The following is a 12,164-nucleotide window of genomic DNA, read 5'->3' as shown; positions in this document are numbered from 1 at the left end:
TGACGCCCTCGTCGCCGCAGACCTCAGGCCGCGGCAACGAGCCCGCCCGTCGCCCTGCCGCTCGGCAGAGGGCGCGCGGCGCGGTCGGCGTCCCTTGGACGGAATCCATTCATGACCATCGTCGTTCCCCACCCCGCCGCCCAGCGCGGCGGCCGACAGCGGTTGTCCGCTCGTGGGCAGCTTGGCTCTGCGCCGACCGGCCGCATCACCGTCCCACTCGGGGACGCCGCGGCCCTCGGCTGCGGCCACGTCCAGCCCGCGATCCCGCAGATCTGCGCGCCCGAGCTCATGGCTGCGGCCGAGGCCGCACTCGACGGCGCCCTTCGGGCGACGTTCGTGCCCGACCCCCTGCTCGGACCGGGCTTGTCGCAGCTCGGTTCCGTGCTTTCGTCCATGGTCAAGCGCCACGGCAGCCTGATCGAGGCGGCCATCACCGACGTTCTCGAGCGGACCGGGCGCTACATCGTGCTGCGCAACATCGCGATGCCCATCACCGTGCCGACCCAGGAACTGGTTCGCGCCAGCAGCGTCGCTCAGCTCAACCAGACCTCGATCGAACTCGCGGGCGCCGTCGCGCAGTGCGTATTCCTAGACCTCGTCATCGTCGACCGATACGTGAGCCGGGCCATCATCGCCGAGGTCAAGCGTGGCTCCGGGAAGAACGAGGCCAGGAAAATACACCAAGTTGAATGGGTGCTGCGATGCGCGCAGGTCCAGGGCCGCGCGTTTGTTGCCTCACTCGGCTACGAGGTCTCTCAGGCCAGCGCGGTACTGATCGACGTCTATGGAAGGGCCGGCTACGGCGACGACCTGACGGTGAGCGGAGCGGCCATAGATCAGTTGTTCGCAGCCCCAGTCTCTGCCGCGCTCGAGGCTGTGACGGCGGCGCTCCAAGCCCGTTTGCGCGCGGCTGTGCCGGACTTATTGACGATGGCGTTGGCGAGCCTCGCCGTTCCTGAGAACGCCAACCGCCCGCACTCGCCCGGACCGCGCGCGCCCTGATCGCACCACGCTGGCATCAGGTCGCGCCCGCGACCTGATGCGTCCGTCACGCCCTCGATCCACACCGCGCCGTGCGCCTGCGCGCCAGCGCGCTCTCCAGGTCTGTCTCCATGACACCCGCTCTCGATTCCGATGCCGGCAACTCCGGCACAACTGACGCGGCACGCCTCTCGTCGCCACTGTCGTGGTGGCGCGTCCTCGTCCCCGAGGCGCTCGATATGGTGGCGCAGTGCCACCTGTCCGCTGCCCTGGAAGCCGCCCAGCCCCTGCCCTCCCCTGACTGGCCCGCGGCGCGCCGAGGCGATCCGGTGGCTGCGAACCGCGTCGCCGTCGGCGTGCTCGCCGAGGCGGTCGCCCGTCCTGAGCGCGTCGATCCGGCGATGTCGGCGATCTGCCTATGCGCGGTACGGGGTGACAGCTCCTGCATCGACTTGCTCGTGCACGTGCTCGGACGGCGAGCTCGGCGCCGGGCTGATCTCGCAGTGCTCTGCCTCGCCCGGGCTTGGTACTCCGTTCCGCGCCGCGGTTGCGACCGCGACAGCGGCACCCGCTGAAGGGGAGGACGCGAATGGCCTTCACTTCGACCCCGCCTGCCCTGCAGATCGATTCCGAGGCGGCACGGCGCCTGCTAGAGCCGATGCTGCCGCGCCGCCTGCGCGCCTGCCTCGCTCAGGATCTGCGCGTGGCTTCTGCTTGTTCTGAGCTCGCCCTCGAGATCACCACCCTCGCCCCGGATGCCGAGGTGCTGGTCTCCGCCTGGATCGCGGCGGCGGCCGATTCGGACGGCGCCTTGTGGCGCGACCGTCGATGGATCGCCCGCCGATCCAACCTGATTCGGTTCCTCGACGTGCTGGCCGTGGAGCGCGATCAGCCGGCGGCGCGGGCGCTGGCCGATGTTGCGACGCTGCTTTCCTGCGGCGGCGATGATCGCAGAGCTGCCGCGCGTTTGGCCCAGCCCCTCTGGCTGGAGCGAGAGGGGGTTCTCGAGCTCGGGAAGCAGTTCGAAGCCCTAGCCGAGGCGCAGACGCGCCTCGGACTCGGTCGAGTCGCGGGGCCGGACGCGGATATCGATCTCGCCGGGGCAACCGATCTCGCCGTCGCCCTGCAGAGAGCTTGGCACGACGCGTTCACCGACGCGCTTCTGACACTCTCCGAGAAGGCGAGCAGTGCCATTGCCGCGGCCGCGGCGCTAGCCTGTGGCGCTGACGACGCTTTCGCCGGTGACGTGGCACTCGTCCACGCGCTCGTACCCGTCGGGGAGATCCTGACACGGCCGGTCGCAGACAGCGCGGCGACGCGGGAGCGGCGCAGGTGGAAGAAGCTCGAGGCCCAATTCGCCCGCAACGAGGCGCGGCGCGAGGAGGCGACCGTCGAGACGGCGGCACGGCCGCCGGACGCCGATGTCCCACGCGTGGAGGTGCCCGAGGGGTACGTCCTCGTCGTTCCAAGGATCCAGGAGACCGGGAGCGACCGCGGCAGGTCCATCGCCCGCGGTTATGAGCACATCATCGGCAAGCCGCTACCGCTCGTCGCCGTACCGGATCTCGCAGCGGTGCGCGCGCGGCTCGCCTTCGAGTTCCCGTACGCGTTGGCCATGATCGACAGGCTTCTGGCCGATTTGATCGGGCGTGAGCACGCCACGTTCCGGCCGACCCTGCTGATCGGTCCGCCGGGGGCCGGCAAGAGCCGCCTCGTCGCGAGGATCGCCCATCACCTCGGGTTGGGGCTGTGGCGGGTCGATGCGACGCGGGACGCGGGCGCATCGCTGGGGGGCCTTGATCGCCGCTGGGCGACGTCGGAGCCCGCGCATCCGATCATGGCGGTGGCCCGAGCCGGCACCGCCAACCCGCTGATGTTGATCGACGAGTTGGAGAAGGCCGCAACGCGCGCGGATCACGGTAGGCTCTGGGACGCCTTGCTTCCGATGCTGGAACCGGAGACCGCCCGGACTTACCAGGATCCTTGTTTTCAGGCGGAGACCGATATCAGCCGCGTCTCGTGGCTGGCCACGGCCAACGCGGTCGGCAACCTGCCTGGTCCGTTGCTCGACCGTCTGCGCGTGTTGGAGATGCCGGCGCCACGCACCGCCGATCTCGAGGCGCTGGTCGAACCCATCCTGGCGGGGATCGCGGCCGATCGAGGGCTAGATCCCGCCTTCATCACGCCTCTGGACGGCGAGGCGATCACGCTGCTTCGTATGTCCTGGCGCGGAGGCTCGGTCCGACGGTTGATCCGATTGGTCGAGGTACTCGTGACGGCGCGCGAAACTCTCGCCGTGCGGCAGTAGGCCCGCGATATCCCTGCCCTTCGATCCACTTTGAAACGCTCTGCGCATCGGAGTCGGCTGCCCGGGGGCAGGCGAAATCCAAGACGGAACAAGCGACAACTACCTATAGACGTCGAAAGGCGGACTTCAATTGGCCGATTCACGCCGTGAGCAGGCGATCCAAGCCGAGCTCGACAGAATCGCGAGCGGACTGGCGCCGACGCGAACGGCAGTGGAGCGCGCGCCTTACCTGGCTGATTGGTCATGGTGCCCGCACCCAGTCTACGGAGTACATGTCCTGTGCGGATACGTCTATGGTCACCAGCGCCTGGGCAATGGGCTGATCTACACAGGGCGCGTCTGGGCGATGGCGATCGATCGCCGCTGGGCGTTGACGACGTCACGCTACTACCGGTTGGGGCCTGTGGCGCAAAGATTATGATTTGAGCACGTATTGGGTGAATGCCTTATATTTTGTTGGTACTATCTGGAGCAACCGTGTGTCTGATGCTCCGAAGCCGAAAGATACGTCGGCCGCCCGAGCGTTTAGTGAGCCGCGCGGCAGCCGGAACAATCAAGGCCAAGCTTGGTCAAGGGATATGTTCGCCGCGCCCTGTGAACCGGGCGTGCCATCGACCATCTCTTATCTGTAAGACCCGGCATCGCCGCGGCGATTGGCGGGGGCCGCGTGAGGCCCCGTGGGACATGGCGGACATGGTGAGCCGAAGGGTGCGTCTCGGCTGGCCTCTTCACTATCTATTAACCCTTCCGGCCAAGGGTAAACGCCGATTCTATGGGGCTGTCATGGCCTTGGTGGTGGCCAAAGTATGAAGACGCGGATGCGCTGCTAAGTCCATCTCAATGTGCCGACGCTGCAGCTCGTGCGTGTTTCCCGAGGTACAACTCTGAGCACGGTGGCGATCAGCGTTCTCGGTCAGCCCGCTGTAGACCTACATGCTCGAAGCCGGGGACACCGTTGAACGAGAACCGCCTCGAAGCACATGACCGGTGGACCGGTAACCTGTTGGGACCAAAGCGCGGCAGCCGCCAATTGTCGATTTGCCTGCAATATATGATCGCCGCCTCCGAGGAGATGGATCATGTATGCAGGCCGAGCGGTGGCGGTCGAGCGTTGATATAAATATTCTGATACGTAGATGTTGTCTCGTATCGCATCGGGGCATGGCACAAGCTTATGATATCTCCAGGCTGCCACAGGCTGATCGTCGACCTCGGCATGAACAATGGCGACGATACCGCCTACTATTTGAGGCAAGGCTTCAGAGTGGTCGCGGTCGATGCAAATCCCGCGCTCGTCGAGACTGCCCAGACGCGCTTCGCGCGCGAGATTGCGGAGGGTAGGCTCGTCGTCCTGAACCGGGCCCTCTCGGCTGAAGCCGGTGCAGTCACGTTTTACGTCAATACCGACAACGATCATTGGAGCAGCATCGACGTCGGCTGGGCAGGTCGTGAAGGCAGCCACTGCCAAGCGATTTCAATTGCAACAGTCAGTCTTCGCGATATTTTTGCAAATTATGGCGTGCCTTATTATCTTAAGATCGACATCGAGGGGGCGGACCACATCGCCTTGGCCCAACTTGGCCAAGAACTGGTGTTGCCGACCTATGTGAGTGTTGAAGACTGCCGGTTTGGATTTGAATATATATCTGTTTTGGAGACTGCCGGCTATAAATCGTTCAAGCTTTCTGATCAATCAATCGTTCAAAGCCTCCGCGACGAGACCACGCAGGGGACATTTCCGCAGGGGGCGTCGGGCCCCTATGCCGACGCTCTTCCTGGGCGGTGGCGAGCGTCCAATGATTTCGTCGAGCATTATGCGTGCACCGTGAGGGATCGAGCCGGTCAGCGGCTCGCGCCTCGGTCCCGTTGGTGGGATATCCATGCTGCGCTGGCAGATTGCCACAGCTCCTAGATGAATATCTTAGGCATGATGGATCGAGGGAATGGCAATTTCCGAAATTGCATTAAAGCGACGTCTGGGAGGCGGGCGCTATGCTCTGATCGGTGCAGGCCAACTCTGCGAGATGGTGCTTGACCTATGGCCGGCAGACCTTTCGCGTCCCGAATTTATTCTCGACTCGCACAAGTTGGGGTTTTTGCGCGGTATCGAGATCCGCGATCTCACCGGACATGCTCCTATCCCGGGTGTCGTCTATCTCGTTGCTGCCTTCAAGATGTCTGTCCAGGAGATCGAAGCGTTCCTCTCGCAGGTCGGCCAGTCCGAGATATTGACAGCTTACGATTTGCTCGAGGAATTTACGCCCGACACCTTTACCAATGGATGGCGCAATCTGACGGCTCCTCCGGACGTCATATCCGAAGTCTCTCGCCTTCCTGGCTACTACGCCGATGCCGTGTCACGGAGCATATGCGAGGCGGCGAGCGCTTGGCGCTATGAACGTCGGCTGGTGCGCGGTTACACGATCTGCTCGGAGACCGGGAAGTATGATCTCGGTCTGAGAGGGCGCAGCGGCACACATTATCGATGCGTCTACGATTGCGGGTCTTACGACCTCAGCCTACCTGCCGCCCTCGCTCGCTCCGGCGTCACCTTCGCTCATTTCATCGCCCTCGAGCCCGATCCAATACGCTTTGCGGCCTGTGCCGCGCTTATGCCCGCGCTCGCAGCATCGACCAACGCCGTCTTGGACCTGCGTCGCGAAGCGGTGAGCGACCGTGAGGGCACCGGCCCGTTCCTGGCGAATGGTTTGTTCTCCGCGCGGTTGGTGGAATCCCATGTCGCTCATGCCGCGCTCATTCAGGTTCAGACCCGCACGCTGAGCGATCTCGACGAGGTCCTGTTCGATCGGGAAGAGGCCGGCGACGATCGGATCTTGATCAAGCTGCATGTCGAAAGCGCGGAGTTTGCAGCCCTACGTGGGGCAGAGCGCTTGCTGCGCGAGAAACGATGCGACCTTCTCGTGAATCTGTCACACGATGAGGTCTCTTATCGAGCCATACCGCCTTACCTCTCCTCACTCGGGTGTTTTGACGTAACGCTGCACTCTCACGCCTTATTCGGTGAAGGACTGACGCTCTTCGCGCGCCATCAGCGATAAGACAATCGCACGTCCAACGCTGCCAGCAGAGCGAAGCCGGCCAGAGTGGTGGGCAGGCAGCCGCTGAGACTTCGCGGACGACCCACACGCTCTTCGTTTTGCAGTCGCCTCGCGCGAGATGTTCGCGGTTCGATAAGGCATTAACGAATCAGTAACCAAGCTTGCGGGTAATGGGCAGATCCCACCGCCGTCACCTGTCGAATTACGGATGGCGGCGGTGGTGATCTGGCGGTCAGGCTATGATCATCGCGATCTGCAATGACGAGGTCCGCTCGGGAATAGGATAGAGCGCTCATGAAGGCCCAGATCAAGCCGCGCATCAATCTCGAAGGCCGCACGCCGCTCGAGACGGTCATTCCGCTCAGCACACCCTTCGTCGTGTTCGTCGATCCGGCGAGCGCCTGCAATTTCCAGTGTACGTTCTGCCCAACCGGTCATCGCGATATGATTCGCGATACTGGACGCTATCAAGGCGCGATGCGTTTCGAGCTGTTCACGAAGATCATCGACGATCTCGATGCCTTCGAGAGGCCGATACGGGTCTTGCGCCTGTATAAGGATGGCGAGCCGTTCCTGAATAAGCGCCTCGCCGATATGATCGCCTACGCGAAGGCGAGCGGTCGGGTCGAGTACATCGACACCACCACCAACGGAACTTTCTTGACGCCTGACCGCCTCGGACCGGTTCTGGAAGCCGGTCTCGATAAGATCAATATCTCTGTCGATGGTATGACGAACGGTCAGTATCGCACCTTCACGGGTTTCGATTTTGATTTTGATCGCTTCGTCGCGAATGTGAAATGGCTTTACGCCAACAAGGGCAATTGTGAGGTTGTGGTCAAGATTCCCGGGGAGCTGATTACCTCGGAGCAGCGCCAGGAATTTTACGACACTTTTGGCGACCACTGCGACCGGATCTTTATCGAGAACTTCGCTCCCTGCTGGCCTGAATTCGATATCGAGGCCCATACGGGAATCAAGATCACCGGGGGCATCTATCAGCAGCCGATCTCGCAGACCGATACTTGCCCGTATATCTTCTACAGCGTCTCGGTGAACGCCGACGGCTTAGTCAGCTCCTGCTTCCTCGACTGGGGTCGAAAGCTTGTCGTCGGCGACGTGAAGCGCGATTCGTTGCGGTCGATCTGGGCGTCGGATGCCTTGAACTCACTGCGGCTGCAGCATCTCGAGGGCCGGCGTTGCGAGAATGCCGTCTGCAATGCGTGCGGACAGCTCAGCCATTGTCTCCCCGATAACATCGATGCCCATCGGCCGCAGATTCTCGAGCGATTCCGCGCTGCCCTGGCTGGGGCAGGCGCACTGCCCGTGGCGGCCGAGTGAGGATCCTCCACATCGCCCCCCACCTCGGCGGTGGCGTCGGAAAGGCGCACGCGACCGTAACCGAGGCGGAGCGGCAAGGAGGCACCTCGATCAGGCGGAGCTATCTGCTCCTGGAAGCCCCGCGCGACAAGACCTATGCGGAGCGTATCCGGGCCAACGGTTGCGAACTCCACGTCACACCGGATCCAGTCACGATCGCGCGTCTTGCCGCCGAGGCCGACATCGTCCAGATCGAATGGTGGAACCATCCGCGGCTTTACGGTCTGCTCGCCTCCGAGACGCTGCCGGCGCTGCGGCTTGTGATCTGGACACATATCTCTGGGCTTGCCGCGCCGCTTATCCCAAGAAGGCTCGTCGAGGCCGCGGACCACGTCTTGTTCACCTCGCCCTGCTCCCTCGATGCGCCGAACCTTCAGGCCGCCATCAGGGCGCGGCCCGGCGCGATCGGGGTCGCCAACAGCGGTTTCGGATTCGACGGTGTCGTCAGGGGCGAGCGTTCACCCGGAGCGCCGTTGCGCTGCGGGTACATCGGGACCCTGGACTTCGTTAAGCTGCATCCGCGCCTCTTCGACTTCCTCGACGCGGTCGAGAGCCCGATCAGCGTCGGCCTATGGGGGCAGTATGATCCACAAGGCCCCGTGGCCGTCGGGGCGGCCGCGATGCGCCGGCCAGGGCGTGTGCGGTTCGAAGGCTATGCCGACGACCCGGCCCGTGTGCTGTCAGACCTCGACCTGTTCATCTATCTGCTCGCACCGGGGCATTACGGTACGGGCGAGAATGCGCTGGTCGAGGCTATGTCCGCGGGATGCGTCCCGGTCGTCTGGGGTAACGCGGCCGAGGCGGCGATCGTCTCGGACGGCGAGACAGGGCGGGTCGTTCGTTCGGGGGAGGAGTTCATCGCGACGATCGCCGAGCTGTCAGCGGCGCCCGCCCGCCTCGCGCGATTGAGCGCGGCGGCTCGTATCGAGGCAACCCGGCGGCATAGCCCGGCGGCCACCGCGCAGGTCCTGGCGGACGCCTACCGAACAGCGATGTCGAGCGCGAAACAGCGCCGCCCGTTCCGCGAAATCCTCGGTCTGGATGCGCGAGCTTGGTTCGAGTCATCGCTCGCCGATTGGATGAGCGAAGGGGCTGTGCGACTCGTGGCTTCGTTGGCCGCCGCCAAGGGTAGTCTCGCGCATTTCCGCGCTTGTTTCCCATCAGATCCCAGCCTCGCCGGCTGGAGGCCCGCCTCCGTTCAAGCCGGCGGATGCAGCCCGGTCAGGAGCTCAGGCTCGCTGATGACGAGGTTCGGGGCATAGCCGCGATCCAAGCATATCTGCCGGTCCGATTCTCGGGCCAGGAAGACGATGCTGTTCTCCGGCTGGTCACACGTGGGCGGACTGGCACCCGCATTCAGGGTGATTCGGTCTTCAAGGCCCGCTTGGCGCAACAGCGGCATGACGTGGTCGGCCTCGTCGATCCCGACCAGTTCCAGGCGCTCGACGCCGCCGATCGCGTTGGTGAACCGCGCCAGCTTCTGCATCACGAGCAGCAGAGGCAGGCGCTCTACACCGGGGATGTTCCGGACCAGAGCAGGATCGCGGAAGCTCAGGCGGCAGGCGACGTCGTACGCGTTCAAATAGTCACCGCGTTCCAGCCAAAGACGCAGAGCAACCCGCATCCGCTCCGCGATGAACCGGTCGATCATGTCCTGGACGGCCTGCCGGGTCTCCTTGGCGAGGGAGACGCCGGTACGCTTGAGCGTGGTGTAGACGAAATACTCGAGGCCGCCTCGATAGGTGTCCCATCCGGTCATCACCTCCTCGATGCCCTCCTGACGTCGGTGCGCCCTGACCGCCGTGTTGACCACCGAGCGATAGTAGGGCCGTCTCAGGAAGGCGATTGGCCCCTGCTCGATAGTGTTGGCGAGAAAGACGAATGGCCAGAAACAGAAGCGCGGCCACGCCATGATCCGGCGTACAGCGTCGGCGCGATAGATGACGATTTCCGGGAAGATGTGGCGTTCGATAATCAGATCGAGCAGGTCACCTTCCTGCCCCGGTCTGAAGATGACGTCCTGATCGATGGTGAAGAACTCTCCGACGGATCGTTTGGCGACGTCGTCGTAGAGCTGCCACGGCGCGTACGCGGCTCGAACCTCCGGATGGGCGCTGAGGAAGGACATGGTCTCCTCGACGGCGGCCGGATTCAGGAGATCATCGTCGGCGAGGTACAGGACGTATTGACCGCGGGCGCGATGAAATGCGGTGAGCAGGTTCGGACCACCGCCCTTGTTTTCGGACTGGCGATAGTAGCGGATCGGCAACCCGAGATCCGCGTATTTCCGAACGACAGCCTCGGTGTCGTCCGCTGACGCGTTGTCCGCGACGAGGATCTCGTAAGGGAAAGCGAACGTCCAGGTCTCTGCGGCTTGGCCGAGCAGGTATCCGAGGAAGTCGGCCCTGTTGTAGGTCGGGAGGCAGATGCTGAGGAGAGGCTCGGTCATGGGCAGCTCGTCTCGAAAATGGCCGGCCGTCGCATGAAGGGCCGCGGGCAACGAATCGCGGGGATCACATTGCGAGGTTCTCGGCCTCGTCTTCTCGGTAAACTCGGTCCGTCGAGCGGGTGCCCCGCACCTCGGATCTCGAGGAAGAGAAGAAACCTCGCTCTGCTCATCCTGAGGATTCGCGATCGCGTCTGACCTGCTGACCCATGAAAGAGGCTATTCCCGAAGCGATGAACCGAGCGTCGCTTCCTCTCGACGGCGTCGACGCATTTGCGCACGAACCCGTCGAGATCGCACCATCACGCTCATGCCGCGGCGCGAGCGGGGTTGGGGCCCCTCTTCTCCCCCGTCCTCGTGATGTACGATCGCGGACTGCGTAAGGGCGATCTGCGAACCTGCCAGGGAGAGACTACGGAGAGGCCCCGATCGGTACGGCGGCCGAATTCCAGAAAGCCGGCCTTCGATGGGCTCGGGTCGCGCCACTCTGGCTCAGGTGGGGCGTGCCTCCACGACCGAGCACCCGGCATCTCCTCGGCCGCATCGCCGAGCGCAGTCATCAATCCTGCCCCGTTCGATCGGCCATCGCCGCGGCTGCGGCCCTCAGCCCCCAACGGACGAGATCCTGGGCGGCCTCGGCGGACTGGGCTTCCGCGTAGCATCGCATTTCAGGGGCATTTCCCGAGGCCCGGAAATGGATCGTGCGGTCGCCGTCCAACCCGATCCGGATCCCATCCTGCTCGTCGACCGACATCGGTGAGCCGATCGGCCGTAGGAATGTTGCCCGGAAGTCCGGGTCACGAAGGCGTGCGAGGAATGCGCCGCTCCGTTCCGAAGGCGTGTCGGGGAGACGGTCACTCGCCATCTCCTCGGCATCGAGCGAGACCACGAGATCGGCCAGCGATGCGCCGGAAGCTCGTACCGCTGCCAGGGTGGCCAGGATGGGCAGAACGGCGTCCCGCGTTGGCAGGGCCGGCAGGAACCCGCCTGCGAGGCCGATATCCGATCCGAGCAGGAAGCCGCCATTCGCTTCGAATCCGACGACGATCCCCGCTCCCTCGCGCTTCGCCGAGTCCATGCCGGCGATGACGAAGGGGGAGCCCACTTTGGTGCGTAGGACCTGCTTGAAGCCACCGGACCGCTCCAGCGCCGAGCCGGCCGTTACCGGTACCACGACGCAATCGGCCCCGAGATAACGGGCGGTGATGAGCCCGAGAACGTCTCCCCGCACGATGCGCCCCCCACCGTCCGCGATCAGGGGCCGATCGGCATCGCCGTCGGTTGTGACGAGGGCGTCGAAGTCGCCCGATGCCATGACGTCGGCGATGTAGGCGACGTCTTCCGGGCGATGAGCTTCCGTATCGATCGGCACAAAGACATCGGAGCGGCCGATCGACGTGACCTGTGCGCCGAAGCCGGCGAGGAGATCCGCAAGCAGGTCGCGCGCGACCGAGCTCTGCTGATACACCGCGATGCGCAGGCCCTTCAGAACCTCGGCCGGAAAGGCTTGGCCGTAACGCCGATTATAGCGCGCGATGGCGTCGGGCTCGGCCGCGGCCGGGTTCGACCCGAGTTCGCCTCCATCCGCTGCGACGTCCTTGAGGGCCGCCAGGATCGCCGCCTCGTCGGCCTTTGTGATCTCGCCGTCGGGCCGGTAGAATTTGAGGCCGTTGCGGTCCTCGGGGATATGGCTGCCGGTGACCATGACCGCGTAGGCACCGCGCCGGATAGCCTCCAGTGCGAGGGCTGGAGTTGGAAGGGCGCCGCAATCGACCGCCTCGAAACCGCTCGCGGCCGCCGCGCGCGCCACGGTTTCGGCGATGATGGGACTGCTGTCGCGCAGATCGCGGCCGATCACGACCTCCCGGCTGCCTCCGGTCGCCGAGACGGACGCGAAGAAGGCATGTGCATAGGCGTAGCTCGGTCCGCCGACGAGGTCCGTCACCAGACCCCGCAAGCCACTCGTTCCGAATTTCAGACTGCTCACGGC

Annotated in this window: 9 protein-coding genes; 7 read left to right on the top strand and 2 right to left on the bottom strand. The window is 64.3% G+C overall.

Annotated features, from left to right (window positions below):
* Positions 1-111: 111 nt before the first annotated feature.
* From BLW78_RS27405 to BLW78_RS27375, 7 genes are all read left to right on the top strand, one after another.
* On the top strand, positions 112-1,002 hold the full coding sequence (locus BLW78_RS27405; RefSeq protein ID WP_091683278.1) for a hypothetical protein: 891 nt from the start codon (positions 112-114) through the stop codon (positions 1,000-1,002).
* A gap of 110 nt (positions 1,003-1,112) precedes the next feature.
* The gene (locus tag BLW78_RS27400) at positions 1,113-1,556 is read left to right on the top strand and encodes a hypothetical protein (protein ID WP_139307760.1); all 444 of its coding nucleotides are present in this window, start codon (positions 1,113-1,115) and stop codon (positions 1,554-1,556) included.
* Between the two features lie 14 nt (positions 1,557-1,570).
* Complete coding sequence (locus BLW78_RS31875) at positions 1,571-3,289, top strand: AAA family ATPase (protein WP_244527077.1); 1,719 nt, start codon at positions 1,571-1,573, stop codon at positions 3,287-3,289.
* A 1,174-nt stretch (positions 3,290-4,463) separates the two neighbouring features.
* Complete coding sequence (locus BLW78_RS27390; RefSeq protein ID WP_091683276.1) at positions 4,464-5,201, top strand: FkbM family methyltransferase; 738 nt, start codon at positions 4,464-4,466, stop codon at positions 5,199-5,201.
* A gap of 31 nt (positions 5,202-5,232) precedes the next feature.
* Positions 5,233-6,348 (top strand): FkbM family methyltransferase, encoded by a 1,116-nt coding sequence (locus BLW78_RS27385; protein ID WP_091683275.1) that lies wholly within the window; start codon positions 5,233-5,235, stop codon positions 6,346-6,348.
* 294 nt (positions 6,349-6,642) lie between these two features.
* Positions 6,643-7,689 carry a radical SAM/SPASM domain-containing protein gene (locus BLW78_RS27380; protein WP_091683274.1) on the top strand — a complete coding sequence of 349 codons (1,047 nt, stop codon included), beginning with the start codon at positions 6,643-6,645 and terminating at the stop codon, positions 7,687-7,689.
* Positions 7,686-8,990 carry a glycosyltransferase gene (locus BLW78_RS27375; protein WP_091683273.1) on the top strand — a complete coding sequence of 435 codons (1,305 nt, stop codon included), beginning with the start codon at positions 7,686-7,688 and terminating at the stop codon, positions 8,988-8,990. The genes BLW78_RS27380 and BLW78_RS27375 overlap by 4 nt, the downstream gene beginning before the upstream one ends.
* Here BLW78_RS27375 and BLW78_RS27370 read toward each other — a convergent pair.
* A complete protein-coding gene (locus BLW78_RS27370) occupies positions 8,927-10,177 on the bottom strand; it encodes a glycosyltransferase family 2 protein (RefSeq protein WP_091683272.1) in 1,251 nt (416 codons plus the stop codon). The two genes, BLW78_RS27375 and BLW78_RS27370, sit on opposite strands and share 64 nt — an antisense overlap.
* 556 nt (positions 10,178-10,733) lie before the next feature.
* Positions 10,734-12,161: a phosphomannomutase gene (locus BLW78_RS27365; RefSeq protein WP_091683271.1), complete on the bottom strand. Its 1,428-nt coding sequence runs from the start codon at positions 12,159-12,161 to the stop codon at positions 10,734-10,736.
* Positions 12,162-12,164 lie beyond the last annotated feature (3 nt).

The organism is Methylobacterium sp. 275MFSha3.1 (assembly GCF_900108435.1).
Classification (GTDB): Bacteria; Pseudomonadota; Alphaproteobacteria; order Rhizobiales; family Beijerinckiaceae; genus Methylobacterium.
The sequence above is the reverse complement of the archived record's forward strand: the minus strand, read 5'-3'. Positions and strand labels throughout refer to the sequence as shown.

What these genes read in the sequence shown, in the direction of transcription:
- BLW78_RS27405 (WP_091683278.1), top strand. Translation starts at nt 112, where the DNA reads ATGACCATCGTCGTTCCCCACCCCGCCGCCCAGCGCGGCGGCCGACAG.
- BLW78_RS27370 (WP_091683272.1), bottom strand. Translation starts at nt 10,177, where the DNA reads ATGACCGAGCCTCTCCTCAGCATCTGCCTCCCGACCTACAACAGGGCC.
- BLW78_RS27385 (WP_091683275.1), top strand. Translation starts at nt 5,233, where the DNA reads ATGGCAATTTCCGAAATTGCATTAAAGCGACGTCTGGGAGGCGGGCGC.
- BLW78_RS27390 (WP_091683276.1), top strand. Translation starts at nt 4,464, where the DNA reads ATGATATCTCCAGGCTGCCACAGGCTGATCGTCGACCTCGGCATGAAC.
- BLW78_RS27400 (WP_139307760.1), top strand. Translation starts at nt 1,113, where the DNA reads ATGACACCCGCTCTCGATTCCGATGCCGGCAACTCCGGCACAACTGAC.
- BLW78_RS31875 (WP_244527077.1), top strand. Translation starts at nt 1,571, where the DNA reads ATGGCCTTCACTTCGACCCCGCCTGCCCTGCAGATCGATTCCGAGGCG.
- BLW78_RS27380 (WP_091683274.1), top strand. Translation starts at nt 6,643, where the DNA reads ATGAAGGCCCAGATCAAGCCGCGCATCAATCTCGAAGGCCGCACGCCG.